This is a genomic window from Paraburkholderia caribensis, from assembly GCF_002902945.1.
GTDB classification, from domain to species: Bacteria; Pseudomonadota; Gammaproteobacteria; order Burkholderiales; family Burkholderiaceae; genus Paraburkholderia; species Paraburkholderia caribensis.
The window spans coordinates 2,425,003-2,450,401 of the sequence record NZ_CP026102.1 but is presented as its reverse complement, the minus strand read 5'-3'; the positions used below and the strand labels follow the sequence as shown (position 1 = coordinate 2,450,401).

Sequence of the window (25,399 nt, the reverse complement as noted above, 5' to 3'; positions counted from 1 at the left end):
ATTCCGTTTTTTCGCTTTCCGCTTTCAGTTCACGCGCCGCGCGACTGTTTTCAGGAGACTCCGCCATGTCCGACATGACCTCGCAACAGGCTGGATACAGCAGCGAAGAATGGGCGACGCGCTGCGAGCTTGCCGCGCTGTACCGGCTGGTCGCGCATTTCCGCATGACCGATCTGATCGACACGCACATCACGGCGCGCGTGCCGGGTCCCGAGCACCACTTTCTGATCAACCGCTATGGCGTGCTTTTTCACGAGATGCGCGCGTCGGATCTCGTGAAGATCGATCGCGACGGGCGCGTTCTGGAAGCGGCGGACAAGGTCGCTGCCGATCCGAAGCGTTATCGCGTGAATGCGGCGGGCTTCACGATCCATTCGGCCGTGCACACCGCGCGGCCTGATCTGCACTTTGTGATTCACACGCACACGTCGGCGGGTTCGGCTGTGTCCGCGCAAAAGCAGGGTTTGCTGCCCATCAGTCAGCATGCGCTGAAGTTCTACGGCGTGCTCGCGTATCACGACTACGAAGGCATTGCGCTCGATCTCGGCGAGCGCGAGCGCCTCGTCGCCGATCTCGGATCTTGCAACGCGATGATCCTGCGCAATCACGGTTTGCTGGCGGGCGGCAAGTCGGCGGCAACGGCGTTTCAGGAGATTTACTTCCTCGAACGCGCGTGTCAGATCCAGATCGACGCACTCGCGGGCAATGCGGAATTGACGCTGCCGCCCGAGCATGTGCGCAAGCTAACGGCCAGCCAGTTCGCGCGCGACGATGAGGAAGGCATCGCCGAACTGGCGTGGGAATCGGCGTTGCGGCTGATCGATAATCCGGTGTCGGATTACCGCAGTTGACCCACGGCGCAGCGCCACGAATCGCAGACGAAAAAAAGCCCGCGTCAAAGCGGGCGTCTAAAAACTGCTCGGAGTTTCGTTGCGCGATTTGACTCGCGCAACGCATCCTAACCTTCATTTGTGAACAGGCGATGAACCTTGCATCGAATGCATGCGAGGCTCACGCACTGTGCGTCGCATCACAGGTCGAAGAACACCGTTTCCTTCGGGCCCTGCATGTGGATGTCGAAGCGATAGACCGCTTTGCCGCCTTTCGCTTCACGCTTTGCGACCAGCGTCGCGCGGCGTTCGGCGGGCACGCTCGCGAGCACGGGGTCTTTGTCGTTCGCGGCCGTTTCGTCGTCGAAGTAGACGCGCGTGAACGTGTGCAGCAGCATGCCGCGCATCGTCACGATCACGTTCAGATGCGGCGCTTCGTCAGGCGACGCGCGGCCCGGCTTCACCGTTTCGAAGATGAAGCGCTTCTGCGGGTCCGTGCCCGTGCCGAAGCGCGCAAAGCCGCGAAAGCCCGTCTTCGCCACGTCTTCGCGCGACTGCGGATAGCGGCCTTCGCTGTCCACCTGCTGCACTTCGATCATTGCGTCGCCGATCGCCGCGCCGTCGCCGTCGAATACCTGGCCGATCAGTGTGATGTGCTCGCCCGCTGCCTCGCGGTCCGCCAGCTCGTTCGTAAAGAGGCTCTTCAGGTCGAAATTGTATTGCTCGGGGCACAGGCCGTATGCAAAGTACGGTCCGACCGTCTGCGAAGGGGTTTGCTTAAGCGTCGTCATGATTAGCGCTCCATCGGAGTTTCGTTCGGGCCGCGCAGCACGATGTCGAATTCATAGCCGAGCGCGTAGTTTTCCTGGGTGACGTCGAGCGTGAAGCGCGAGATCAGGCGGTCGCGGGCGCCTTCCGGCGTGCCCTGGAAGATCGGGTCGTACTGCAGGAGCGGGTCGCCCGGGAAGTACATCTGCGTGACGAGACGCGAGCCGAAGTAGTCGCCGAACAGCGAGAAGTGAATGTGGTTCGGACGCCACGCGTTCGGGTGATTGCCCCACGGATACGCACCCGGCTTGATCGTCATGAAGCGGTAGCGGCCGTCATTGTCGGTCAGGCAGCGGCCCGCGCCGAGGAAATTCGGATCGAGCGGTGCGTCGTGCTGATCGTTCTTGTGCACATAGCGGCCGGCTGCATTCGCCTGCCACACTTCGACCAGGGTGTTGCGCACCGGGCGGCCGCCTTCGTCGAGCACGCGGCCCGTCACGATGATGCGTTCGCCAAGCGGCTCGCCGTTCTTTGCAGCATTGCGCGTCAGGTCGTTGTCGAGCGCGCCGAGGTCTTCCGCGCCGTAGACGGGCACGCGCTGGTCGCGCAGGCGCTCCCTCAGCGGAATCAGCGGGCGGGTCGGGCCGCGCTTGACGGACGATCCATACGGCGAATGCACATAGGCGGGATGCGAAGGAAAGTCGCGCGGACTCAGAATGGAATCGTCCATCAGGTGTCTCCTTGGGGGATTCGATTTGGGCTAGTGGATGACGTGACTTTATAGAAGCCGAGAAGTTATGCAAAATGACGTTTTTTCCCATCTCGTATAACGATCCGTCATGCAACGCAGCCTCGCGGACAGCCGCGTCAAATTCCGGCATCTGCAGTGCTTTCTCGCCGTCGCGCAGTTCGGCGGCGTGCAGAAGGCGGCGCAGAGCCTGTCGATCACGCAACCGGCTGTGTCGAAGACGGTGGCCGAACTGGAAGAAATTCTCGGCGTGCGACTGTTCGAGCGCGGCCGGCATGGCGCCGTGCCGACGCGCGAAGGCCAGCTCTTCATGCCGCATGCCAGCGCCTGCGTGAGCGCGCTGCGCCAGGGCGTCGATCTGCTTGCGCGCGTGGAAGGCGAGGCTGCCGCGACACTCGATATCGGCGTGCTGCCGACCGTCGCGACATCGCTCGTGCCGCCCGTGATGCGCCTGTTCGGCGAGCAGTGGCCGAACGCGATCGTGCGGCTCAAGACAGGCTCGAACACCGAACTGCTGGAGCGCCTGAAGGCGGGCGCAATCGAGTTCGCGGTCGGCAGGCTGGCCGATCCCGAGCGCATGGTGGGGCTGACGTTCGAGCAGCTATATAGCGAGCCGCTCGTCGCCGTGGTGCGCGCGGGGCATGCGCTGGCGTCGGGCCCGCTGTCGTCCGCCACGCGTTTGCTGGAGTTTTCCGTCGTCGTGCCACCGTACGGGACGCTGATCCGGCAGTCGGCGGAAAGCCTGCTGCGCGCGTGGGCTGTGCCGCCGCTGTCGTCGTTCGTCGAGGTGCTGTCGGTGTCGGTGGGGCGCGCGCTCGCGCTCGAAAACGATGCCGTGTGGTTCGTGCCGCGCAGCGCAATCGAGTACGAACTGGCGCACGGCTTGCTGGTGCCCTTGCCGTTGCCCATTGCCGGCACGGAGGAACCCGTCGGCCTGATTCTGCGCTCGGACACGCAGCCGACGCCCGTCGGCCGCGCGCTGATCGATGCCGTGCGCAAGGTCGCGCGCGAGCGGCTTGCGCGCCATGTGCAGGCGCGCGCCGAAGATGGGCGGGGCAAGCGCCCGGCGAAGGGCCGCACGAAGCGCGACGCCGGGAATGACGTCAAAGTCGACGCGGGTGTTGACGCGGGTGTTGACGTAACGCGCGACGCGAGCCAAGGTTTAACACCGCGCGCCACGAAGCCACGAGGGGACAAAGCCTCGGGAACGTCACGCAGGAAGGTGCGTCTTTGAACCGACTAGTACAAAATCGAGGTTGCACGAGTGGTGCTGCGCGGTGTAAAACACGGTGCGCGGCGCGCCGATCCACACGCTTGCCGAGTTGAAACAGCACGACCATGGAGATGCATATGCCCAGCGACCTGCCGACCCCTGCCGACGCGCTCAAGGCCGTTGCGGACCCTGAGCACAATCCGCTCGGCACGGCCGGCATCGAGTTCGTCGAATTTGCCGCGCGCCATCCGCGGATACTCGCCGACACCTTCGTGAAGCTCGGCTTCAAGCCGATTGCGCGCCACATCAGCAAGGACGTGACGCTGTTCCGTCAGGCCGATATGAATTTTCTGCTGAACGCGGAGCCGGATTCGTTCGCCGAGCGGTATGCGGAAGAATACGGCGTGGGCATCTGCGCGATTGGTATTCGCGTGGCGGATGCGCAGCGCGCTTTTGACCGCGCGACGGAGCTCGGCGCGTGGTCGTTCGAAGGCGAGCGGGTCGGCAAGGGCGAGCTGACGATTCCCGCCATTCAGGGGATCGGCGATTCACACATCTATTTCGTCGACCGCTGGCGCGGACGCGGCGGCCAGAAGGGCGGCCTTGGCGACATCTCGATCTTCGACATCGACTTTCGGCCGATTGAGCCGAGTACCGCGCAGGCCGACCTGAGCCACGCGGGCACGGGCCTGATCGCCGTCGATCATTTAACGCAAACGGTCGGCGCTGGCCGCATGCAGGAGTGGATCGACTTCTATCGCGAGCTGCTGAACTTCCGTGAGATTCACGAGTTGCATGCGAACTGGCATGTGTCGGCGGAATCGCGCGTGATGGTGTCGCCGTGCGGCGCGATCCGCATTCCGCTGTACGAGGAAGGCACGCGGCGCACGAGTCTGATGCATGAATATTTGCCCGATCATCCGGGCGAGGGGGTGCAGCACATCGCGCTTGCCACCGAGGATATCTTTGCCTGTGTCGATCAGTTGCTGGCCAACGGCATCGAGCTGGTTGAGCCGCCGCCCGCGTATTACGAGCAGATCGATACGCGTTTGCCGGGGCATGGGCTCGATATCGAGCGGTTGAAGCGGGGGCGCATTCTGGTCGATGGAGAGATTGGCGCGGACGGTGTGCCGTTGTTGTTCTTTCAGACGTTTGTGCTGCGGCGCGAGGGCGATATCTTCTTCGAAATCGTGCAGCGGAAAGGGCACCATGGATTTGGTGAGGGTAATCTTGGGGCGCTTGCGCAGGCTCGGTTGGTGGGTTGAGTTGTTGCCTTTGGTTTTTTTTGAGGTTTGCGCTGGCATTGCGATATGCCTTTTTTGGTTTGCGCGTCGCGGTTCGCTTTTGCTTTTGCTTTCGCTGGCATCCGCGATTCGTTAGCGTGCTTCAGGCGTCGCCCCTGTGCGGGGCGGCACCTACTTTTCTTTGCCGCCGCAAAGAAAAGTAGGCAAAAGAAAGCGGCTCACACCGCCAATTCTTGACGTTTACCCACGGGCCCCCAACGGCCCCACGCTTCACTCGGCAACCACGTGACTCATGCCCGTTGCCAGCGCTCTTGCGGTGCTCATCACCCGCCTCACACCCCCGCGTTACAGCATGCCGTGCCACACATTCCAAGGCCGCCCAGGTGGCAAACTGTGTGTAGGTTGCCGCATCGTACAGGGTGGCGCTCTTACAGGGTGGGACGCGTGCGCAATCGGTCCGGAGTGAGGCGTGCGAGGCGCTACGGCCTACACACAGTTTGCCACCTGGGCGGCACATAACATTCGCTGCCGCTTTCTCGAGTACGGGTATTCGAAGCGGGTGAGGCGCTTACTCAGCGCGCTGGCAACGCATGCGAACAAAATCGCTGCCGCGTGAAGTGTGGGGACGTTGGGGGCCCGTGGGCAAGAACAAGGGCTGGCGGTGTGAGCCGCTTTCTTTTGCCTACTTTTCTTTGCGGCGGCAAAGAAAAGTAGGTGCCGCCCCGCACAGGGGCGACGCGTGAAGTACGCTAACAATTCGCGGATGCCAGCGAAAGCAAAAGCAAAAAGCAAAAAGCAAAAAGCAAAAGGCAAAAAGCAAAAGCAAAAGCAAAAGCGAATCGCGGATGCCACCGCAAAGGCCAAACCACCGAACCGCGACGCGCAAACCACAAAAGTCACATCGAGGACGCGACCCAACCACCCTCGATGGCTATTTCCTCGATGCAGCGCCCGCACCCGCCGCCTGCGGCAAATCACCACTAGTCGCCATCCACAAAACTTCCGCATCTTCTTCGCTGGTCGAAACGGCGGCATGCCCGGTACGGCTGTCGAAGTAGAGGCTGTCGCCGGCATTCAGATGCGTCGGCGCGTACAGCTCCGAATACAGGCACACGCTGCCGCTGATCACATACAGAAACTCTTCGCCTTCATGGCGGCCCCAGTCATCGAATGCATCGAGCGTGTGCGCGGTGATGCGGATGCGAAACGGCAGCATCGCCTTGTGCGCAAGGTCCGTCGCCAACAGTTCCATCTGGTAGCCGCGATACGCGTGACGCTGCCCCGCGTCCTTGCGCGTGAGCGCGCGCCGGCCGCTCGCGTTGACCTTCGGCGTCGAGCCGAACAGTTCGCCCAGATCGATCTTCAGACCCACGACGATCTTTTGCAGCACGTCGAAGGTCGGCGACATCAGACCGTTTTCGATTTTCGACAGCGTCGAGCGCGATACGCCGCACAGGCGGCTGGCGGTTTCGAGCGTCAGATCGTGGGCAAGCCGCGCAGCGCGCACGCGGCGGCCAAGGTCCGATGTCGAGCTTTCGAGCGACTTGGTGAGCGAGGTATCCATGGGCGTAAATGACTATGCAGCATGATGCTTTCAGTGTTTCCGATCATAACATCGGCCTGTCCGCGGACTGCCGGACGGCCGGCGCGGCGAGTCAGCGACGCAAGCGGATTTCCGATCTGAAACGCACCCGCAGAGTGTGCATGATGATGCCTCACGCTGAAAAGCACCACGCTCACAAACTCGGGAAAACCCTCATTTTTCCCTCGTTCTGACGTATCACCGCTTCGCGCAAGTTCATGTCGCACCGCCGCTTGTCGCCATAAAAGACGGCGTGTATAGTTTCCGAACTTACTTTTGTTTCGTATCGGAAATCACGGGAATCCAGATGAACGCATCGAGCATCCTTGCCGATCTCGGCATTGCAGACGCAGCGCAAGCGGGCGACATCGCCGTCCATTCGCCCATCACGGGCGAACTCATTGGCCGCGTGACCAGCCAGTCGGCGGAGCAGGTCGATACGGTGCTGGCCAACGCGAAGCAGGCATTCGAGCAATGGCGCAACGTGCCCGCGCCGCGCCGCGGCGAACTCGTGCGCCTGCTTGGCCAGCGTCTGCGCGAGAAGAAGCAGGCGCTCGGCAGCATCATCACACTGGAGACGGGCAAGATCCTGCAGGAAGGCCTCGGCGAAGTGCAGGAAATGATCGACATCTGCGACTTCGCGGTCGGCCTGTCGCGCCAGCTGTACGGCCTCACGATCGCTTCAGAGCGCCCCGGCCACCGGATGGCCGAATCGTGGCACCCCATGGGCACCTGCGTCGTGATCTCGGCGTTCAATTTCCCGGCGGCCGTGTGGTCGTGGAATGCGGCGCTCGCGCTCGTGTGCGGCAACGCCGTGGTCTGGAAGCCATCGGAGAAAACGCCGCTGACGGCGCTCGCCGTCAACCAGATTCTCAACGAGGCACTGAAGGAATTCGGCGACGCGCCGGCAGGCCTTACGGCTGTCGTCAACGGCGGACGCGAGGTCGGTGCGAAGCTGGTCGCTGACCCGCGTGCGTCGATCGTCAGCGCGACGGGGAGCACGGAAATGGGCCGCACGGTCGGCGTCGAAGTGGCCAAGCGCTTCGGCCGGTCGCTGCTCGAACTCGGCGGCAACAATGCGGGCATCGTCGCGCAAACGGCTGACCAGGAACTGGCGCTGCGCGGCATCCTGTTCTCGGCGGTCGGCACGGCCGGGCAGCGCTGCACGTCGCTGCGGCGCCTGTTCGTGCATGACAGCGTGTACGAGCAAACGGTCGAGCGTCTGAAGCAACTCTATGCAAAGGTGCCGATCGGCAATCCGCTCGAAAAGGGCACGCTGATGGGGCCGCTGATCGACAAGCAATCGTTCGCGCGCATGCAGGAAGCGCTGCAACAGGCGGCGGCCGAAGGCGGCAAGGTGTTCGGCGGCGAACGCGTCGAAGTGAAGGGCTACGAAGGCGGTTACTACGTACGTCCTGCACTCGTCGAAATGCCGTCGCAAACGGCCGTCGTACTGAAGGAGACCTTCGCGCCGATTCTCTACGTGCTGCGTTACTCGGATTTCAACGACGCCATCGCGGCGAACAACGCGGCGCATCATGGCCTGTCGTCGTGCGTGTTCACCACCGACCTGCGCGAAGCCGAGCGCTTCACGTCGGATTCGGGCAGTGATTGCGGCATCGCGAACGTCAACATCGGGCCGAGCGGCGCTGAGATTGGCGGCGCGTTCGGTGGCGAGAAGGAAACGGGCGGCGGTCGCGAGTCCGGCTCGGATGCGTGGAAGGCGTACATGCGGCGCGCGACGAACACCGTCAACTATTCGTCGGCGCTGCCGCTGGCGCAAGGCATCGACTTCAATATCGGCTGATGCTTCGGTGCGGCGTGCTCGGGCTTTGCAGTCAGTGACGCGCCGCGCTTGCTTCGATCAAACTGCTGAACTTGTCCAACCTGTCGCGGGCATCCGCTGCCCGCCGACCCGCTTCGTCTGGAGTGGCCTGTGAGTTCGAAAGTCGTCGTTGTCGGTGGAGGCGTGATCGGCAGTTCGATCGCGTATTTCTTGCGTCTGTCGGACCCGACGGTCAGCGTCACCGTGATCGAGCGCGATCCGACCTATGCGCGCTCGTCCTCGGCGTTGTCGGCGGCGTCGATCCGCCAGCAGTTCTCCACGCCGCTCTCCATCCAGATGTCGCTGTTCGGCATCGAGTTTCTGCGGACCATTGGCGAGCGCCTGGAGATCGACGGCGCAAAGCCTTCCATCGACCTGCACGAAGGCGGTTACCTGTTTCTCGCGACGCCTTCGGGCGAAGCGACACTGCGCGAAAATCACGCGCTGCAACAGCGCCTCGGCGCCGACATCACGTTGCTCGACAAGACGGGATTGGCCGCGCGCTTTCCGTGGCTCAACACCGGCGACCTGAGTGCGGGCGCATTCGGTGAGACGGGCGAGGGCTGGTTCGACGGCTACGGGCTCGTGCAGGCGTTGCGCAAGAAAGCACAGGCGCTCGGCGCGCGCTATGTCGCCGATGACGTGACGGCGCTGCAACGCGAAGGGCGGCGCGTGACGCGTGTCGTGACTTCACGCGGCGAGACGTTTCCTTGCGATGTCGTCGTGAATGCGGCGGGCGCGTGGGCGCGGCGCGTGGCGTCGATGGCGGGTATCGAGCTGCCCGTGTTCGCGCGACGCCGCAGCATCTTCAACGTCAGTTCGCCGGCCAGCCTCGAACAGGCTCCGTTGCTGATCGATCCGACGGGCGTGTACTTTCGTCCCGAGGGCACGTCGTATATCTGCGGCACGTCGCCGTCGCCCGACAACGATCCCGACGACCTGCCGCTCGACGAAGTCGATCACGCATTGTTCGACGACGTGATCTGGCCGACGCTCGCGCATCGCGTGCCGCAATTCGAGGCGCTGCGCGTCGAGCATTGCTGGTCCGGCTACTACGAGTACAACGTGCTGGATCAAAACGCGATCATTGGTCATCACCCGGACGTCGACAATTGCATCTTTGCCAACGGGTTCAGCGGTCACGGATTGCAGCAAGGACCCGCGACGGGACGCGGTGTCAGCGAGCTCGTGCTGCACGGCCGCTATACGACGCTCGATCTTTCTTCGCTCGGTTTTGCGCGCGTGCTGGAAAACCGGCCGATCGTCGAGAAAAACGTCGTGTGAACGTCGCGGCCTGCTAGCTGCCGACGCGTTCCTTTTGCGTATCCGCTTGCTGGCGAGCGCCGTTGCGTTGATCGGCCGTCCAGTATTCAGTGCGTACGCCGATCTGTTCCGACACGAACGGGCCGCCGCGCGTCGCGCGATAGTGTGCGAGCGCCTTGTAGACGAGGCGTTGCCCGACCAGCACGATCGGCACGTTGAGCAGCACCATCACGATGTTCATCAGATCGGACAGCGCCCAGAGGTTGGGCAGTTCGAGTCCCGCCAGCACGGTCAGCGCGCCGAGCGGCACGAACACCAGCGAGCCCACGACACGAATGCCCGTGATGAAAGCGCGGCTGCGCGATATGAAATTCGCCGTAATCTCCGCGAACGAAATCATCCCGAGCAGTGTGGTAAAGGCGAACAGGCCATAGCAGACGCACATCACGATCCTGACGGCCTGCGCGACCGACGCGGGCACGAGCGTCTGCACGGAAGCCAGATAGACCGTGATCTTCGACGCGCGCACGGATTCCCACGCCTGCCCATCGACGCTGCCCGTCCACACATGCGCCATCACGACGATGAAGCCCGTCATCGTGCAGATGACCATCGTGTCGAAAAACACGCCGAGACTTTGCACGAAACCCTGTTCGCAGGGGTGATCGTTATCGGCAATCGCGGCCGCCATCGTGATCGTGCCTTGGCCCGCTTCGTTCGACATCAGCCCGCGCTTGACGCCCTGCGCGAGCGCCGTGCCGATCACACCGCCGAACAGCGCATGCGGCGCGAATGCGCCGACGATCACCTCGTGAAAGAAGTACGGAATCAGCGGCAGGTTGATCGCGATGATCACTAGCGACATCAGGCAGAACAGCGCGGCCTTGATGGGCACGAGCACGTCGGTGTACGCGGTCACGCGGCGAATGCCGCCCATGATGATGAACGAGCACGCGACGATCAGGCATGCTGCGATCGCGTAGTACACCGTCGACTGGCGCGCGAGGTGCGTGCCCGAGACGGTGTCGGCGATCGTGCCGATCGCGGTGAAGACGTTGAAGGTTTGCGGCGGCACGTTGAACAGCGCATACACGATGAACACCAGCGACAAAAACGTGCCGACGATGCGCCGGTCGCCGAGTATGCGCCGCCCATAGAACGGCAGCCCGCCGACGAACTCGTCGTGCTTTCTTTCCTTGAAAAGCTGCGCGAGCGTGGATTCCATGAAGGCCGTCGCCATGCCGAAGAATGCGGCGACCCACATCCAGAACAACGCGCCCGGCCCGCCGACGGAAATCGCCCCCGTGATGCCGACAATGTTGCCCGGTCCCGCGCGCATCGCCAGGCCGAGCATGAACGACGCGAGCGCGCTGACGCCCGTATTCGACGACTGCCGGCGCAGCATGATCCGCACGATCCTGCCGACGTTCATCGTCTGGATGAAGCGCGTGCGGATCGAGAAGTGGATGCCGACGCCGACCAGCAAGAGAATCGCGAACGGGAATTGCCCGAGCACGGGAATCTGCGACCAGGCTTTGAAGTTGGTGGGAAAGTCCCAGAGGAAATCCGAGATGGGTGCAATGAAGGCAAAGAATGCGTTCACGGATTGGAAAAGATCTTCCACGCGGCTTTCCTCTCAGGCGTCGACCTGTCTTGAGCAGGCGTTTTGAATTTGGGATAGGCAAGGGCGGCAGGCGTCGAGTGCGTTGCCGTCGCGGGCCGCCATTATACGGACCTGCTGCACGCCTGCCGACACGCTGGCGATGAGCTAACGGACCTGCTTCTGATGAGTGGGCCGTTGCGGATCGGATGGCTAGAGCAGTTGTCTTAAGAACGTCAATGGCGCTGCGCCCGGCATCCAGATATGCGAGACGACAAACCACGCGCCTACCCAGGACGCGGCGACGACGATCAGATCGCAATGCCCGCTGTTCCAGAGTTTCAGTGAGTGACGCCCGAGAATCCACGGCACGCCAAGCGGATTCGGCCAGTCGGCCAGCAGATGCATCACGCCGCCGCATGCAAAGCCAAACGCGACAGCTGCCACGGGATGATGTGTCATCGCCTGCCATGAGAAGAACAGCGCCGCGAGCCAGCCGAGTCCCCAATGCGTTGCCGTGCGATGCGTGATCCACAGACGCTTGCGGCGCGACCACCATGCCACTTCCAGCCAGTCCGGCGCAGTCGCGCCCGCGACGCCCGCCACGAACGCAAGCCACGCCCATACATGAAAAGGACCTTGCCATCCATGATGTGTGGCCAGTGCCGCCGCGATGACGCCGGCCGCCCAGCCTGTCGCGTGATGTGCCTTGCTCGATGCCATTGAAGTCGCGCGACGATGAAGGTCGCGGTGAAACGCGGGCGGCCATTCTTGCAGAAGCCCATGCAAAAAAATAGCCCGCGACATGCGCGGGCCATGACAACAGGTCGTGCCGTTACGAAGACTTACACATCAGGTCGTGCAACGCGCAATCGCAAAGCGCATTTCCTCTTCGGGCGGATCGTCGCCCGAACCGCGTATGACCTTGATGACGGAGCCGCCGTTCGAAGGCGTCAGCGTGATGAAGTACGAACCGTTCGACGATGAGCCGACGGTCAGATCGGTCACGCCGTTGTTCTTCGAGACGTGCACGCGCGACAGACGGCTGTCGAGGCAGCGCGCGATGTCCGACGCGGGCCGCGCCGACGATGCATAGACCATCGGTTGGCCAGACGCGCCGGCGTCGGGGCCGTGCGACGAGCCACACGCGGCGAGAAGGGCGATGGGGGCAAGTAGGATGAGTCGTTTCATGATTGTGTCGTCGGCGTCTCCGTGCTGCGGGGTGCGTGGGCGCAAGCGAAGCGCAAGGCTTCGCGACGAAGCCGCTCGCGCCGCTGCGCTCATCCGGCGAATCGACGTCGAATGAAATGTCAACGACTGCAAAAACGGCTTTGGCCGGAGTATACCGACGCAAGCGGAATGCGCATGCCGCATCGTGTTAGAAATTAATTCGAAGCGGATCGCGCCGCGCATTGTCTAGAAGCGATTCCTGTACGCGAGCCCGAGCGTCGTGCCGCGCGCCGTGCGCTGGTACATGATCGCCCAGTGCGCCAGCGCCGCGCCCGCCAGCGCGCCGAGCGCGTCGGCCGCAAGGTCCTTGTAGGAGAAGCCGTCGGTGCGGCAGGTGCCGTCGAACACTTCTTTGGCGAGGCCCGGCACGGTGCCGATCAGCGTTCCGTAGACGACGGGGTGTTGCGTGTCGCGCGCGAGGTAGGCGCCCAGTGCCCCGAATGGCGCCGAGACGGCGAAGTGCGTGAGTTTGTCGCCGCCTGTCCAGCTATCCGAGGACTGCACTCGCCAGCCGCCGCGCGAGCCGCTGCAATCGAGTCCCGCATGCGCGGCCGAACTGGCCGCCAGCAACAGCGCGAGCACGCTCGCGTGTCTGATTGTCGTCGTCATATGCTCTCCGATTTCGTACTTGAGTCGCGCTCGTTCTGTCAGAAATGGCTGGCGCGTTTAAGCATTTAACGACAGTCAGAATCAAATCATTAGTAAACCGAAAGAAAAGTGTCAACGAATGTGTCGGGCGCATGCGTGCGGGATCGTGCTTGCGCATAGGGCATAAAAAAACGCGCGCGTCAGACTGCACGCGCGCGTTTTTTGACGGACCACCAGGGCGGCCAGCGCGGATCGTCATCCGATCCGGCCGCCTGTGGCGTCGTCGACAGACAGCTTAGAAGCGGTGACGCAGGCCGACAGCGACAGCCGTCTGGTTTTGCGTCGACGACGGCGTCAGCGTGTTGATCGCTGCGACGTTTGCGCCGAAGTTGCCGAGTTCGCCCGAAGCGTGCTGGTACACGCCTTCCAGGTACACGTCGGTGCGCTTGCTCAGCGAGTAGTCGCCCTGCAGCGAAACGGTGTGCCACTTCGGCGAGCCGTCGCCGTTCGAGCCCGAAACCTTGCCGTCCGTGAACGTGTAGGCAGCTGCCAGGCTCAACGCCGGCGTCAGCGCGTAACGGCCGTTGACTTCATAGTTGTCCAGGTGCAGGTTCGTGCCCGAGATGCCGTTGATGAACGTGCCGCCGACATTCGCGCTCTGCAGGTTGTCCAGCTGCGAGTGCGTGTACACGAGGCCGACGGTTGCCGGGCCGTACGTGTAGTTCGCGCCGACGCCGTACGTGCGTTGCGTTTGTGCAGCCAGCTGCGCTGCGCCGCCCGCGCCCGCCGAGATCGCGCCGTTCGTGTTGTTGCTGCCCGAGTTGTTCAGTTGCAGGTAAGCGGCTGCGACGTTCAGCGGACCGTTCTTGTACGAAGCGCCCGCGCTCCATGCCCGGTTGTCCGCGAAGCCGTTAGCTTCGTTCGAGAAGCCATACAGACCGCCGAACTGCAGGCCTGCGAAGTTCGGGCTCGCGTACTTGACCGAGTTCTTGACCGAGAACGAGTTGTCGAGGTTGTCGTTGTCGAACGGGTGGCCTGCCAGGTTGTTACCGAAGCCCGAGCCCGCTGCCGACAGCGGCGCGAGGTAGTCGACCATGGAGTCATACTGGCGGCCGAGGGTCACCGTGCCGTACTGGTTGCTTTGCAGACCGACGTACGCCTGACGGTTGAACAGCGTGTTGTTTTCCTTGAGGCTGCCGTTGTTCAGGTTGAAGCCGCTTTCCAACGTGAAGATGGCGTGCAGACCATTACCGAGGTCTTCGCTGCCGCGCAGGCCGAAGTACGTGTCCGAAACCGAGCCGCTGCCTTGTTGCCAGTTGCTGTGGCCAGCCTGGTTGTTCGTGTAGATGAGGCCTGCGTCCAGCGTGCCGTACAGGGTAACGCTGCTTTGCGCGTGGGCGGTTGCTGCGAAGGCGCCGAGAATGCCCGCGGCGATAAGGGTTTTTTTCATGCTTTATTACTCCGAGACTTTGCGTGGAGACCGTAATACGGAACACGCGCTGTAATGCGTGCCGTCGATCCGGAGCGAAGTGTATTACTGATACTTGCTGGCTTACTTTCATCTGGCGCAACAATACTTTCCGAAAAACGGAATAGACGGATTAACGTCGCTAAGTATTTTGGTTTTAAAGGATTTTTTGAATTCGGCGGGTGCCTGGCGGGCTGTTGTCAATTGTCGCATTGTTGCACCAGCGCGACGGTGACAGCTGGAAGTCAGACGGGTTAACCCGTTGAAATCCGTTTTCATCGGGTTTTGCAAGCCTCGATTAGTGCGATTTTTGGAAAGGTACTCTTCCACTCAACGGGCTCGCCGGGACGGGTTGCAGCTTATACAATCCGGCTTACCCCTTGACCAAGGGTTGTCTTTTTCATCTGTTTTTATGCGGCCTTCGGGCCGCTTTTTTTTGCCTTTTATCAAATCAGAATCGTTCCGTTGAATAATAGTCAATGGATTGTTTCGTAAATCGATGTCGAATTAAATTGAACTTTTTCATATTCGCACGATAAGGCGTCTTTTCTTGTCCATTGGTTATAGGCGTGCCTCCGCCCGATTTTGCGGCGGCGCGCCTGGGTAAAATAGTGGTTTTCGCGCTGCAGGCTCGCTGCGGCGCCCGACGAACCCGAACCCTCTCTGCAATGACCGATACGCTTCTCACCGAACCCGACGCTGGCAACGCATCCGAAGCCCTGCATGAAGACCGTCTGTGGCGCGACAACGGCTGGACCGCGCGGGTCAAGAAGAACGAAGACGACGACGGCTGGGCTGTCGAGATGATCAAGGACGGCGAGGCCGAGCCTGCGCTGGTGGGCCCGTGGACGATGGGCCGCGACAAGAAGAATCCGAAGCCGCTGGACACGGGCGCATTCAACACGCTCGTGAAGACGGCTTCGGAAGTACTGCGCCGCCATGAACAGCAACTGCACGCGCAGTTGCACAAGCGGATGGCGGTGGAGTCCGGCGACGCCACCATCGAAGTCACGCTCGATATCGTCCCCGACGAGGACGATCCCTATGCATTGCTCACCGCGTTCGATTCCTTCGGCGAGCAGCTCGCGCAAGTGAAGGTCGCGCCGAACTTCAAGCTCAGCAGGGCGAGCGCGGCGTCGTGGGTGGAGAACGAGTTTCGTCGGCCGGGCTGACGCCGCCCATAACTACTGTTAGCGGCTCAGGCGGACGCAGGCTTGTCCAGCTCTGCCTTGATACGTCCGGCCAGCACGCGCAATCCGTCGAGATCGGCGCGCTCGGCGGCGTGAATCTTCAACGGAATGCCGTCGTGACGCGGAATCACGTGGAAGTGCACGTGCGGCACGGTCTGGCCGGACGCTGCGCCGTTCAGTTGCGCGATCATCATTCCCGGCGGGTTGAGCGCCGCTTTTACGGCAATCGCGACCTTGCGGGCGGTGCGGATCGCGGCGGCCGCTGCGTCTTCCGACAGTTCGAACAGCTCGGCGGCGGGCTCTTTCGGCAGAACCAGCACGTGGCCTTCGGCCTGCGGCATGATGTCCATCATCGCAACGGTGTGCTCGTCCTCATAGACGCGGATAGACGGCAATTCGTCACGCAGGATGCGGGCAAACGGGTTCTGCTGATCGTAGGGCATGAGTGGCTCCGGTGGTCAGGCGCATTGGCCTCTGTCGAAGGCCGTGCATGAATGGTCCGGGGATTTTAGCCGAGGCGCTTTCAGGCGATGTGCCGGGTGCGCGCGGGTGTCGATGCATCGATCGGCAACGCGGGGCGAACTTCCTTTCGTGGCAAGCACTTGCGTGTGGCGTGCTCAGCTTGTCCACATCCTTGTGAACAAAATCTGTGGATAAGCGGAATGCTGTGCGTCGGGCCTGCGCGCCTGCCTGCTGCATGCAACGCGTTTAAGTCCTGTCGCATCAAGCACTTGCTGATCTCGTGCGCAGGATACTCACAGGCTTGTGAACAAAAACTGTGGACAACCTCGAGCCGCGTTCGCGCGTCGGAGGAGCTCGTGCAAGCGATGCGACATGGGTGCATCGAGTGCAATCTGAGCGGCGTCAATGACTTGCGCCCGTCTTGCTCAGGTTACTCACAGGCTTGTGAACAAAAACTGTGGACAAGATCACAGGCGCGCGCGTTCCGGACGCCGTCGATCGAGGAATCAATGCGCCCTCGCATGCACGACGCACATTCCGAGCCACATCAATGACTTGGGGCGTTCGTGCGCAGGATACTCACAGGCTTACCCACGAAAAGTGTTGATAACCAAGGTGCAACCAAGGCGGGCGCGCCGACCTCAACGAAGGCGCTCAAGTCAACTGCGCTTGCAGAAAATCGCCGTCACGTGTGGCGCCACATGGTGAACGATGGCCGTGCTGCCGGCAGCCGTGACGGCCGTCTGAACCTTTTCGTCGCTGCCCCAGACAACTGCGCCGTAAGCCGACTTTGCGAGCGGTTCGCCGCTGCCGACGCGGAAGATCGGATCGTCCTGTTCATAGCCGACCACAGCGAACACACTGAAACCATACGCATCCAGACTCGCGCCGCGCACCGGGCGGAACGCATTGATCGAATTGCTTTCGACGCGCATCGGCTTTGGATCGATCAGTTGCTGAGCAGCGAGGTCGGCGATGAACTTGTGCGCCGATTGGTCGCAGGCGAGCGCGGCATCGAGCGAAGCGGCCCGCGCGGCGAGCGGCAGCGCCGCAAGCAGCATGGCAATCAGGGCGGAGCGTACAAAAAACTGTTTCATGTGTTTGAAGAGAGTCCGCGCGGGCGCGGACGGACAGGAAGCAAAAAAGCACGGAGTACCGCGACGATCGACGACAAATGGCCGCAAACACCACGAAAACCGTTCGAACGAGCCGGTAAGATTGGCGCGACCGGCGTGCACTGTACCTGCGTTCGGAAAAACGTGCTGTCAGGTCAAGCACGAGTAGGTCTTTGAAAAGCAACAGAATTGTGCGCGAGTAAGGCAAGAAAACGCGATCCCGTATATATTTCCGGGTTATGACTTCGCAATCTCACCCTCCCCGGAACGTTCCGCCGCCCCGAATGTGGGACGCCCGGCTTGCCCGGCGGCTCATCATGCCGCTCGTGGATACACCCGTTACGCCCAATCACCTGACGACCGTGCGCCTGTTGATCGGTCTCGCGGGCGGCCTGGCGTTGGCGCGCGGCGGATTCGCGTGGACCAACGTCGGCGCGTTTCTGATCGTGTTGTCCAACTTCGTCGATCATACGGACGGCGAACTGGCGCGCGTCAGCGGCAAGACGAGCCGCATCGGTCATTTTTACGACCTGGCATGTGACGCACTCGTGACGGTGCTGCTGTTCGGCGGCATGGGCTACGGCATGACGTCGGCGCAGGTCGGCAATCTGATCGGGCTGGCCGTGCCGCCGTTCCTGCTTGGTACGATTGCGGGCATCGCGGTTGCGCTGATTTTTTTCCTGCGCATGCGTATCGAGGAAATGGCGGGCAAGATGGGCACGAAGCAGGCGTCCGTCGGCGGCTTCGAAACCGAGGATGTCCTTTATCTGCTACCCCTCGTCACGCTGACGGGCGGCGTTGCACCGTTTCTCGTGGCTGCGTCGATCGGCGCGCCGTTATTTGCTGCGTACGTGGTGATCGATTACCGGCGCGTCCTGCGCCGCACTCGCCCGGCGCAAAAAGACAGTCAAGCGTTGGTGAGTTGATGAGTGTGCCCGTAGAAGAAAACGTGATTACAACCAACCCGATGGAACCCGCTGCCGGCCTTGCGCCGGCTTCTGCCGTTTCTGGGGCCGCTGCTTCGAGCGGCGTGCCCGATGCGGATCGCGCCGTCGCGAGCCGCGTCCGCACGTTCGACAATGCGCAACTGCGCAAGGACTTCGACGATCAGAGCGCGTTTCTGTACCTGGAAGATTTCCTCGCGCCCGAAGTCACGGCGCAGCTGGTCGCTGCCGCGCGCGGGCTGCTGCCCGAAGTGAACCGCAACTATCTGCCGGGCCACAAGCAGGGCGGCAGCGTCAGCCGCCATACGATCGATCGCCTCGCGCCCTTCATCGCGCAACTGTATCGCTCGAAGGAGCTGATCGGCTTCCTCGAACACCTGACGGGCGACAAGCTGCTGCTCTCACCGGCTGACGATCCCCACGCGTACGCGCTCTACTACTACACGAAGCCAGGTGACCATATCGGCTGGCACTACGACACGTCGTACTACGACGGCCGTCGCTATACGCTGCTGCTTGGCGTGATCGACGAATCGTCGTGCCGTCTCGACTACGAACTGCACACGCGCAACCCCAACAAAGCCGACGTGCCGGGCTCGGTGCAGATTCCGCCGGGCGGTCTCGTGTTCTTCGACGGTGACAAGCTGCGTCACCGCATCACGCCTGCGCTCGACAACGAAATACGCGTCTCGCTGACGTTCGAATACGTCACCGATCCGAACATGCGCCCGTGGCGCCGCGTGATTTCGAATCTGAAGGACGCGATCGCGTACTTCGGTTTCCGTCAGGTGTTCAGCCAGTTCGCGCGCCGTAACGCCAAAGGAGAAGGCGCGTGACGCGTGCCGCCGTGATCCTGCTGACGATCGGCGGCGGGCTGTTCGTCGCGTTGCTCGCATGGCAGGGCTTCGGTTCGGTCGTTTCGACGCTGATGGCGGCTGGCTGGGGCCTCGCCGTCGTCGCGGCGTTCCACTTGCTGCCGCTCGTGCTCGACGCGGGCGCGATCTCCGTGATGTTCGACCGGCGCCGCAAGGAAGTCACCGAACTCGACGCGGTGTTCGCGCGCTGGATCGGCGAATCGGTGAATAGTCTGTTGCCGGCTGGTCAGATCGGCGGGCCGGTGATGATGGTGCGGCAGCTGTCGCAACGCGGGCTGCGCATGCGCGACGCCGCGGCGGCGATCACCGTCAGCACCACGTTGCAGGCGCTGGCGCAGATCGTGTTCGCGATGCTCGGCTTGTTGCTGTTCGGCGCGTCGGCGGCGCATGGCGCGATGCACGACTTGCAGACGGCGGCGCTGATCGCGACGGGCGTGCTGGCGGCGATGATCGTCGGCTTCTATATGGCGCAGCGGCGCGGGCTGTTCGGCAAGGCGCTGCGCGTCGTGTCGAAGGTGTTCGGCAAGCGCGACTGGTCGGCGCTGACCACGCGCGCCGATGCCGTCGACGTGGCCGTGCGTGAACTGTACGACCAGCGTGGCAAGGTTGCGGCGAGCTTCGCACTGAGCCTTGCGGGCTGGATCATCGGTACGGTGGAAGTGTGGCTGGCGCTGCGCTTCCTCGGTCATCCTGTTGGTTGGGTGGATGCGCTGCTGCTCGAAAGTCTGGGCCAGGCGATACGCGGCGCGGCTTTCGCGATTCCCGGCTCGCTTGGCATTCAGGAGGGCGGCTATCTGCTGCTCGCGCCGCTGGTTGGTCTGCCGCCCGAGGCGGCGCTGGCGTTGTCGCTGGTGAAGCGCGCGCGCGAGTTGCTGCTGGGTCTGCCGGGCCTGCTGTATTTGCATTTCAGCGAACGTAGCTGGCAGCGGCGACGCGATTCGCGTCTGCCTGCTGTCGATTGATTTTTTTAGAAAGGACCGCGAATGCGCGCCATCATTCTTGCTGCAGGTCTTGGCCTGCGTCTCCAGCAACCTGTTGGAGAACAGTTTCCCAAATGCCTGCTGCGTTTCGACGGCGTGACCTTGCTTGAGCGTCATTTGCAGATGCTCGACGCAGCGGGCGTCACGGACGTCGTGCTGGCGCTTGGTTTTCAGCCGGAGCTGGTCGAAGCCGAACTGGAGCGGATCGAGTGGCCGCACAAGGTGGAGATCAAGCTGAATCCGCGTTTTGATCTTGGCAGTGTGTTGACGGTGCATACCGTTGCGGATGCCGTGACGGGCGGCGGCGACGTGTTGCTGATGGATGCCGATGTGCTGTATGACGAGCGCATCCTGAGCGCTCTGGTTGCGGGCGAGCATGCGAACCGCCTGTTGATCGATCGCGATTTCGAGGCGGGCGACGAGCCTGTCAAGCTGTGTTTGAAGGATGGCGTGCCGGTTGAGTTGCGCAAGCAGCTGGCTGTTGGGCTTGAGTACGACACGATTGGTGAGTCGGTTGGGTTCTTCCGTCTGCGCGAGGAGACGGCAAAGCGATTTGCCGAGATCGTGGCGGGGTATGTCGACAGCGGGCGCGCGAATATGCCTCATGAAGAGGCGGTGCGGGATTTGTTGCTCGAGCGGAGTCATGTTTTTGACACTGCCGATGTCACGGGCGCGCCCTGGATCGAGATTGATTTTCCGAATGATGTTAAGCGGGCGGCGGCGGAGATTCTTCCTATGCTGCAGCCGATGGTGGGTGCTGCGCGGTAAGGGTTTGGTTTTTTTGATGTCTGCGACGCTGGGTGGTTTGCTTTTGTTTTTGCTGGCATCCGCTGATTTACGTTTTCGCTGGCATCCGCTTTACGTTAGCGTGCTTCATGCGTCGCCCCTGTGCGGGGCGGCACCTACTTTTCTTTGCCGCCGCAAAGAAAAGTAGGCAAAAGAAAGCGGCTCACACCGCCAATCCTTGACGTTTTCCCACGGGCCCCAACGTCCCCACGCTTCACACGCCAGTGCCCCGGTTGATCCTCGTTGCCAACGCTTCGAACAGATGCCTCACCCGCTTCAAATACCCGTACTCGGGCAAGCGGCAGCGAATCGTATGTGCCGCCCAGGTGGCAAACTGTGTGTAGGTTGTCGCGTCGTATAGGGTGGCGTTCTTACAGGGTGGGGCGCGTGCGCTATCGGTCTGGAGTGAAGCATGTGGAGTACCGAGGGCCGACACACAGTTTGCCACCTGGGCGGCGGTGGACTGCCCGGCAAGGCTTGCCGTGACGCGGGAACGTGAAGCGGGTGAGGCGCACCGCACGAGCGTTAGCAACGGACGTGGGTCACGTGGTTGTCGTGTGAAGCGTAAGAACCTTTGGGGGCCCTCAGGCAGGACCAAGAGTTGGCGGTGTGAGCCGCTTTCTTTTGCCTACTTTTCTTTGCGGCGGCAAAGAAAAGTAGGTGCCGCCCCGCACAGGGGCGACGCTTGAAGCAGGCTAACAATTCGCGGATGCCAGCACAAACGGTAGACAGCGCACAGCAAATCAGCAAATCAGCAAATCAGAAGGACACCGCCCAACCCCGACTCGCGCAGCGAACAAACGTCAAGCTCCAACCTCAACAGCGTCGCAGACAAAACCCAAACCCAAACCCAAACCCATGCCTCTGGCAATAGGCACCTTCATCGTGCCCCTAATCGTCGCCTGCGCGATGTTCATGGAAAACGTCGACTCGACGGTCCTCGTCACATCCCTGCCTGTACTGGCACGCGACCTCGGCCACGATCCAATCACCCTGAAACTCGCAATCACGGCCTACGTGATCGGCCTCGGCGTGTTCATCCCCGTCTGCGGCTGGGTAGCCGACCGCTACGGCCCACGCTCCGTATTCCGCACTGCAATCGGTATCTTCATGGCCGGCTCGCTGATGGCCGCCGCATCGACGACCCTGCCGCTCTTCGTCGCCGCGCGTTTCGTGCAGGGCATCGGCGGCGCGATGATGGTGCCCGTTGGCCGCATCATCATCTTCCGCTCCGTGCCGAAGTCGGACTTCATCCGCGCCGTCAACTATCTGACCGTGCCCGCGCTGCTCGGGCCCGTCGTCGGGCCGCCGCTCGGCGGCTTCATCACGACGTATCTGCATTGGCGTCTGATCTTCATCGTCAATATTCCCATCGGTCTGTTCGGCATCTGGCTCACGAACAAACACATCGCCAACATGCGCGAAGCGCATCCCGGACCGCTCGACTGGACCGGCTTCGTCCTGTCGGCGAGCGGCGCGTCGCTGTTCATGCTCGGCTTGTCGCTGGTCGGCGGCGAACTGGTGTCGGACCGCATATCGACGGCAATGTGCGTGCTCGGCGCCGTGCTGCTGCTCGTCTACTGGCGTTACGCGAGCCGTGTCGAACGGCCGGTGCTCGATCTCAGATTGCTGCGTATCCCGAGTTTTCACGCAAGCGTCGCAGGCGGCTCGCTGTTCCGGATCGGCCTGGGCGCCGTGCCGTTCCTGTTGCCGCTCGCGTTGCAGGAAGGTCTCGGCATGACGCCGTTCGCGGCGGGCACGATCACCTGCGCTTCGGCGTTCGGCTCGATCTTCATGAAGACGATCGCGTCGTCGGTGCTCGCGCGCTTCGGCTTCCGGCGCGTACTGATGTTCAACGCCGTGCTGGCCGGCTGCGCGATCGCCAGCTATGGACTGTTCGGTCCCGGAACGCCGCACGCCGTGATCTGGTTCGTCGTGTTATTCGGCGGCGTGTTTCCGTCGTTGCAATTCACGTCGCTGAACTCGCTCGCGTACGCGGATATTCCGAGCCGGGACGTGGGCCGCGCAACGAGTGTCGCCAGCGTCGTGCAACAGATTTCGCTCGGTCTCGGCGTGACGATCGCGGGCATCGTGCTGCAGATATCGCACAACGTGCAAGGGCATTCGACCATCGTATGGACCGACTTCTGGCCCGCGTTTCTGGTGGTCGGCCTGTTCTCGCTCGCGTCGATTCCCGTGACGGCGAAGCTGCCCCACAACAGCGGCGAAGAACTCGCGCGCGGCGGAAGAGGGGAAGCGTGACGTGCGCATTCAGGAACGTCACGCCTCGACGCCAGACGCTTTAGACGGCTTCGCGAACCGCGCGCAGGAACTGCTGCGTGCGTTCGTGCTGCGGCGAGGTGAAGAACTGCTGCGGCGGCCCCTGCTCGATGATCTTGCCTTGCGAGAAGAAGCACACTCGGTCCGCGAATTCGCGCGCAAAACCCATCTGGTGCGTGACCATCAGCATCGTCAGATTGTGTTCTTCGCCGAGCCGCCGGATCACGTTCAGCACTTCGCCGCATAGCTCGGGATCGAGCGCGGACGTCACTTCGTCGAACAGCATCACCTTCGGGCGCATTGCCAGGGCGCGTGCGATTGCCACGCGCTGCTGCTGGCCACCCGACAACTGCGAAGGATAGTGATTGCACTTGTCGGCGAGACCGACTAGCGAAAGCAACTCCCGCGCGCGTTCCGTTGCTTCCTTGCGCGACAGGCCGAGTACCTGCATCGGCGCTTCGATCGTATTGGCGAGCGCCGTCATGTGCGGGAACAGGTTGAAGCTCTGGAACACCATGCCGATCTTGCTGCGCACGCGACGCAGATGCGCAAGCGAGGCGGGCACGAGCGCGCCGTTCTTGCGCATGTGGGTGAGCGGCTCGCCGTCCACTTCGATCATGCCGCTCGTCAGCGGATCGAGCGTCATCAGCACGCGCAATAGCGTCGACTTGCCCGAGCCGCTGGGTCCGATAATCGCCACCTTCTCGTTCGGCGCGATTTCCAGATCGAGTTCGTCGAGCACGGTGAGCGCGCCGTAGCGCTTCGTTACGCCGGCGAACCGGACCATCGGCTGGTCGCCGTTCGCGTTCGGTGTTTCGCTCAGCGCGGCAACGGGGTCTCGCTTCATCTCTTTCTCCATCACGGGGGACTCGGACTGCAAAGTGGTGTCGGTGTCTGCGTGCGTCTTCATGGCAGCCTCAGGCGAATTTCCAGCTGCCGCACGAGTTGCGCGAACGTCACACTGATGACGAGGAAGAACAGTCCCGCGAGCGTGATCGGCTCCAGATAACGGAACGTTTCCGAGCCGACGTTCTTCGCCTGCTGCATCAGTTCGACCACAGTGATGGCCGATAGCACGGGCGTGTCCTTGAACATCGCGACGAGGTAATTGCCGAGCGCGGGAATGATGGGCCGCACTGCCTGCGGCAGAATTACGCCGCCATACGTGCGCCATGGCGACAGCGATAACGCGGAAGCTGCTTCCCACTGGCCGCGCGCGACGCCATTCAAACCCGCACGGTACACCTCGGACGTGTAGCACGCGTAATGCAGCGCGATGCCGATCGTGCCAGCCGTGAGCGCGGACATCGTGATGCCGTAAGCCGGCAGCACATAGAACAGCACGTAGACCTGGATCAGCAGCGGCGTGCTGCGGATGAACTCGACGACGAATCCGACCGTGCGCGACACGAGCCTGATCGGGCTGCGCCGCAGGATCGCAAGCACGAGGCCGAGCACGAGCGCAATCGCAAAGCCGACCAGCGTGATCAGGATCGTGTAGACGGATGCGCGTGCCAGGTCGGGCAGGATATGCGCCGCGTACTGCAGATCGAAGAAGTGATTCATGACGCCGCCTTTTGCGTGATCTGACGCGAAGTGTGAGCGATGATGCCGTGGCTCACGCGCCGCTCGAAATGATGCATCAACGCGACAAGCAGTTGCGCGAGCACGAAGTAGATGACGAGCGTGAGGCAGAAGATTTCGGCGGTCTTGAACGTTGCTTCGTCGAGCTGGCGCGCGCGGAACGTGAGATCCGACAGCGTGATCAGCGAGACCAGCGAAGTGCCCTTCAACAACTCGATCATCAGGTTGGTCGCGGGCGGCAATGCGTTGATCATCGCCTGCGGCAGGATAATGCGGCGCATGCGCGCGAAGGCCGACATGTTCAGCGCGACGGCCGCTTCGAACTGGCCGCCCGGCACCGAGCGCAGCGCGCCGCGCAGAATCTCGGAGCCGTATGCGCCGTAGTGCAGACCAAGCCCGACGATGGCCACCGTGAAAGGCGTCAGCTCGATTCTGAACGGCGGCAGCGGCAGCACGAAGAAGAACCAGAACAACTGCACGAGCAGCGACGTGCCGCGAAAAACTTCGACATAGACGTTGCCGAGCCAGCGCACGGGCGCCCATGGCGCAAGCTTCGCAGCCGTAGCGACGAAGGCCATGGCGATCGCGAGCAGCGTGCCGAGCGCGGCGATCTGGATAGTGACGAGCGTGCCTTGCAGCAGCAGGGGAAACAGTTCACGCATGGCGGTTGCCTCGCTTGCATGATGGCGCATGGATGTGCGCGGGATTGAATGCTGGAAGCAATCTCGGTGCCTCCCAGGCGTGCGCGATCCCGATTGCGCCGCCGGCGTATTGCATCGCGGCGCATGACATCGCTTGCCTCGCAATGGAGACGCATTGACCCT

Annotated in this window: 24 protein-coding genes; 11 read left to right on the top strand and 13 right to left on the bottom strand. The window is 62.4% G+C overall.

All coding sequences use genetic code 11. The annotated features are described in order from the left end of the window. Nucleotides 1-65: 65 nt before the first annotated feature. Nucleotides 66-851, top strand: a complete 786-nt coding sequence (locus tag C2L66_RS27605) for a class II aldolase/adducin family protein (RefSeq protein ID WP_060605155.1) — start codon at nt 66-68, stop codon at nt 849-851. Between the two features lie 179 nt (nt 852-1,030). Here the strand turns inward: C2L66_RS27605 and pcaG are convergent, their stop codons facing one another. Further along, nucleotides 1,031-1,621 carry a protocatechuate 3,4-dioxygenase subunit alpha gene (gene pcaG / locus C2L66_RS27600; RefSeq protein WP_060605157.1) on the bottom strand — a complete coding sequence of 197 codons (591 nt, stop codon included), beginning with the start codon at nt 1,619-1,621 and terminating at the stop codon, nt 1,031-1,033. Between the two features lie 2 nt (nt 1,622-1,623). After that, nucleotides 1,624-2,328, bottom strand: coding sequence for a protocatechuate 3,4-dioxygenase subunit beta (pcaH, locus tag C2L66_RS27595; protein WP_054933546.1), 705 nt, complete (start codon nt 2,326-2,328; stop codon nt 1,624-1,626). A 109-nt stretch (nt 2,329-2,437) separates the two neighbouring features. Here pcaH and pcaQ point away from each other — a divergent pair, with 109 nt between their 5' ends. Beyond that, the gene (gene pcaQ / locus C2L66_RS27590) at nt 2,438-3,580 is read left to right on the top strand and encodes a pca operon transcription factor PcaQ (RefSeq protein WP_054933547.1); all 1,143 of its coding nucleotides are present in this window, start codon (nt 2,438-2,440) and stop codon (nt 3,578-3,580) included. Between the two features lie 116 nt (nt 3,581-3,696). Then, entirely contained in the window at nt 3,697-4,824 is a 1,128-nt protein-coding gene (locus C2L66_RS27585) for a 4-hydroxyphenylpyruvate dioxygenase family protein (protein WP_060607096.1), read from the top strand. Nucleotides 4,825-5,734: 910 nt separating this feature from the next. On the opposite strand, the gene C2L66_RS27580 is transcribed toward C2L66_RS27585, so the two are convergent. Next, complete coding sequence (locus C2L66_RS27580) at nt 5,735-6,367, bottom strand: helix-turn-helix domain-containing protein (RefSeq protein WP_054933555.1); 633 nt, start codon at nt 6,365-6,367, stop codon at nt 5,735-5,737. 325 nt (nt 6,368-6,692) lie between these two features. Here C2L66_RS27580 and amaB point away from each other — a divergent pair, with 325 nt between their 5' ends. Both amaB and C2L66_RS27570 read left to right on the top strand, forming a co-directional pair. Continuing rightward, nucleotides 6,693-8,192: an L-piperidine-6-carboxylate dehydrogenase gene (gene amaB / locus C2L66_RS27575; protein ID WP_054933556.1), complete on the top strand. Its 1,500-nt coding sequence runs from the start codon at nt 6,693-6,695 to the stop codon at nt 8,190-8,192. A 129-nt stretch (nt 8,193-8,321) separates the two neighbouring features. Further along, nucleotides 8,322-9,494 carry an NAD(P)/FAD-dependent oxidoreductase gene (locus C2L66_RS27570; RefSeq protein WP_054933557.1) on the top strand — a complete coding sequence of 391 codons (1,173 nt, stop codon included), beginning with the start codon at nt 8,322-8,324 and terminating at the stop codon, nt 9,492-9,494. Nucleotides 9,495-9,507: 13 nt separating this feature from the next. On the opposite strand, the gene C2L66_RS27565 is transcribed toward C2L66_RS27570, so the two are convergent. The 5 genes from C2L66_RS27565 to C2L66_RS27545 form a co-directional block, all read right to left on the bottom strand. Further along, on the bottom strand, nt 9,508-11,097 hold the full coding sequence (locus tag C2L66_RS27565) for an alanine/glycine:cation symporter family protein (protein ID WP_054933558.1): 1,590 nt from the start codon (nt 11,095-11,097) through the stop codon (nt 9,508-9,510). Between the two features lie 189 nt (nt 11,098-11,286). Beyond that, entirely contained in the window at nt 11,287-11,796 is a 510-nt protein-coding gene (locus tag C2L66_RS27560; protein ID WP_060605163.1) for a metal-dependent hydrolase, read from the bottom strand. Between the two features lie 129 nt (nt 11,797-11,925). Beyond that, nucleotides 11,926-12,264 carry a hypothetical protein gene (locus C2L66_RS27555; protein ID WP_054933572.1) on the bottom strand — a complete coding sequence of 113 codons (339 nt, stop codon included), beginning with the start codon at nt 12,262-12,264 and terminating at the stop codon, nt 11,926-11,928. A gap of 225 nt (nt 12,265-12,489) precedes the next feature. Then, nucleotides 12,490-12,912, bottom strand: coding sequence for a hypothetical protein (locus C2L66_RS27550; protein WP_060605166.1), 423 nt, complete (start codon nt 12,910-12,912; stop codon nt 12,490-12,492). Between the two features lie 274 nt (nt 12,913-13,186). Next, nucleotides 13,187-14,341, bottom strand: coding sequence for a porin (locus C2L66_RS27545; protein WP_035997692.1), 1,155 nt, complete (start codon nt 14,339-14,341; stop codon nt 13,187-13,189). 686 nt (nt 14,342-15,027) lie between these two features. On the opposite strand from C2L66_RS27545, the gene C2L66_RS27540 reads away from it, so the two are divergent. Beyond that, nucleotides 15,028-15,531, top strand: a complete 504-nt coding sequence (locus tag C2L66_RS27540) for a hypothetical protein (RefSeq protein ID WP_035997690.1) — start codon at nt 15,028-15,030, stop codon at nt 15,529-15,531. Between the two features lie 26 nt (nt 15,532-15,557). On the opposite strand, the gene C2L66_RS27535 is transcribed toward C2L66_RS27540, so the two are convergent. Both C2L66_RS27535 and C2L66_RS27530 read right to left on the bottom strand, forming a co-directional pair. Continuing rightward, the gene (locus C2L66_RS27535) at nt 15,558-15,992 is read right to left on the bottom strand and encodes an HIT family protein (protein ID WP_060605169.1); all 435 of its coding nucleotides are present in this window, start codon (nt 15,990-15,992) and stop codon (nt 15,558-15,560) included. 678 nt (nt 15,993-16,670) lie between these two features. Continuing rightward, nucleotides 16,671-17,108: a hypothetical protein gene (locus C2L66_RS27530; protein ID WP_036001637.1), complete on the bottom strand. Its 438-nt coding sequence runs from the start codon at nt 17,106-17,108 to the stop codon at nt 16,671-16,673. Between the two features lie 257 nt (nt 17,109-17,365). Between C2L66_RS27530 and C2L66_RS27525 the strand changes: the two genes are divergently transcribed. The 5 genes from C2L66_RS27525 (at nt 17,366) to C2L66_RS27505 (ending at nt 22,973) form a co-directional block, all read left to right on the top strand. Next, nucleotides 17,366-18,052, top strand: a complete 687-nt coding sequence (locus C2L66_RS27525) for a CDP-alcohol phosphatidyltransferase family protein (RefSeq protein WP_035997659.1) — start codon at nt 17,366-17,368, stop codon at nt 18,050-18,052. A gap of 41 nt (nt 18,053-18,093) precedes the next feature. Then, nucleotides 18,094-18,906, top strand: coding sequence for a HalD/BesD family halogenase (locus C2L66_RS27520; RefSeq protein ID WP_374727064.1), 813 nt, complete (start codon nt 18,094-18,096; stop codon nt 18,904-18,906). Continuing rightward, the gene (locus tag C2L66_RS27515) at nt 18,903-19,907 is read left to right on the top strand and encodes a flippase-like domain-containing protein (protein ID WP_054933562.1); all 1,005 of its coding nucleotides are present in this window, start codon (nt 18,903-18,905) and stop codon (nt 19,905-19,907) included. The genes C2L66_RS27520 and C2L66_RS27515 overlap by 4 nt, the downstream gene beginning before the upstream one ends. A 21-nt stretch (nt 19,908-19,928) precedes the next feature. Then, the gene (locus C2L66_RS27510; protein WP_054933563.1) at nt 19,929-20,693 is read left to right on the top strand and encodes a phosphocholine cytidylyltransferase family protein; all 765 of its coding nucleotides are present in this window, start codon (nt 19,929-19,931) and stop codon (nt 20,691-20,693) included. Nucleotides 20,694-21,569: 876 nt separating this feature from the next. Next, nucleotides 21,570-22,973, top strand: a complete 1,404-nt coding sequence (locus C2L66_RS27505; protein WP_054933564.1) for an MFS transporter — start codon at nt 21,570-21,572, stop codon at nt 22,971-22,973. A 40-nt stretch (nt 22,974-23,013) separates the two neighbouring features. On the opposite strand, the gene ehuA is transcribed toward C2L66_RS27505, so the two are convergent. The 3 genes from ehuA to ehuC are packed head-to-tail and all read right to left on the bottom strand — an operon-like array spanning nt 23,014 to nt 25,237. Beyond that, nucleotides 23,014-23,901, bottom strand: coding sequence for an ectoine/hydroxyectoine ABC transporter ATP-binding protein EhuA (gene ehuA, locus C2L66_RS27500; RefSeq protein WP_405083877.1), 888 nt, complete (start codon nt 23,899-23,901; stop codon nt 23,014-23,016). Beyond that, nucleotides 23,898-24,557, bottom strand: a complete 660-nt coding sequence (gene ehuD, locus C2L66_RS27495) for an ectoine/hydroxyectoine ABC transporter permease subunit EhuD (protein WP_060605172.1) — start codon at nt 24,555-24,557, stop codon at nt 23,898-23,900. Before ehuD ends, ehuA begins: the two co-directional genes overlap by 4 nt. Next, nucleotides 24,554-25,237, bottom strand: a complete 684-nt coding sequence (gene ehuC / locus C2L66_RS27490) for an ectoine/hydroxyectoine ABC transporter permease subunit EhuC (protein ID WP_060607099.1) — start codon at nt 25,235-25,237, stop codon at nt 24,554-24,556. The genes ehuD and ehuC overlap by 4 nt, the downstream gene beginning before the upstream one ends. Nucleotides 25,238-25,399 lie beyond the last annotated feature (162 nt).

Excerpts from the sequence above, each read along its gene's own strand:
- C2L66_RS27540 (WP_035997690.1), top strand. The coding sequence starts at position 15,028 with ATGACCGATACGCTTCTCACCGAACCCGACGCTGGCAACGCATCCGAA.
- C2L66_RS27535 (WP_060605169.1), bottom strand. The coding sequence starts at position 15,992 with ATGCCCTACGATCAGCAGAACCCGTTTGCCCGCATCCTGCGTGACGAA.
- C2L66_RS27555 (WP_054933572.1), bottom strand. The coding sequence starts at position 12,264 with ATGAAACGACTCATCCTACTTGCCCCCATCGCCCTTCTCGCCGCGTGT.
- C2L66_RS27585 (WP_060607096.1), top strand. The coding sequence starts at position 3,697 with ATGCCCAGCGACCTGCCGACCCCTGCCGACGCGCTCAAGGCCGTTGCG.
- C2L66_RS27545 (WP_035997692.1), bottom strand. The coding sequence starts at position 14,341 with ATGAAAAAAACCCTTATCGCCGCGGGCATTCTCGGCGCCTTCGCAGCA.
- C2L66_RS27505 (WP_054933564.1), top strand. The coding sequence starts at position 21,570 with ATGCCTCTGGCAATAGGCACCTTCATCGTGCCCCTAATCGTCGCCTGC.
- ehuC (WP_060607099.1), bottom strand. The coding sequence starts at position 25,237 with ATGCGTGAACTGTTTCCCCTGCTGCTGCAAGGCACGCTCGTCACTATC.
- pcaG (WP_060605157.1), bottom strand. The coding sequence starts at position 1,621 with ATGACGACGCTTAAGCAAACCCCTTCGCAGACGGTCGGACCGTACTTT.
- C2L66_RS27580 (WP_054933555.1), bottom strand. The coding sequence starts at position 6,367 with ATGGATACCTCGCTCACCAAGTCGCTCGAAAGCTCGACATCGGACCTT.
- C2L66_RS27605 (WP_060605155.1), top strand. The coding sequence starts at position 66 with ATGTCCGACATGACCTCGCAACAGGCTGGATACAGCAGCGAAGAATGG.
- C2L66_RS27560 (WP_060605163.1), bottom strand. The coding sequence starts at position 11,796 with ATGGCATCGAGCAAGGCACATCACGCGACAGGCTGGGCGGCCGGCGTC.
- ehuA (WP_405083877.1), bottom strand. The coding sequence starts at position 23,901 with ATGAAGACGCACGCAGACACCGACACCACTTTGCAGTCCGAGTCCCCC.
- pcaQ (WP_054933547.1), top strand. The coding sequence starts at position 2,438 with ATGCAACGCAGCCTCGCGGACAGCCGCGTCAAATTCCGGCATCTGCAG.
- C2L66_RS27550 (WP_060605166.1), bottom strand. The coding sequence starts at position 12,912 with ATGACGACGACAATCAGACACGCGAGCGTGCTCGCGCTGTTGCTGGCG.
- amaB (WP_054933556.1), top strand. The coding sequence starts at position 6,693 with ATGAACGCATCGAGCATCCTTGCCGATCTCGGCATTGCAGACGCAGCG.
- C2L66_RS27525 (WP_035997659.1), top strand. The coding sequence starts at position 17,366 with ATGACTTCGCAATCTCACCCTCCCCGGAACGTTCCGCCGCCCCGAATG.
- pcaH (WP_054933546.1), bottom strand. The coding sequence starts at position 2,328 with ATGGACGATTCCATTCTGAGTCCGCGCGACTTTCCTTCGCATCCCGCC.
- ehuD (WP_060605172.1), bottom strand. The coding sequence starts at position 24,557 with ATGAATCACTTCTTCGATCTGCAGTACGCGGCGCATATCCTGCCCGAC.
- C2L66_RS27520 (WP_374727064.1), top strand. The coding sequence starts at position 18,094 with ATGGAACCCGCTGCCGGCCTTGCGCCGGCTTCTGCCGTTTCTGGGGCC.
- C2L66_RS27510 (WP_054933563.1), top strand. The coding sequence starts at position 19,929 with ATGCGCGCCATCATTCTTGCTGCAGGTCTTGGCCTGCGTCTCCAGCAA.
- C2L66_RS27530 (WP_036001637.1), bottom strand. The coding sequence starts at position 17,108 with ATGAAACAGTTTTTTGTACGCTCCGCCCTGATTGCCATGCTGCTTGCG.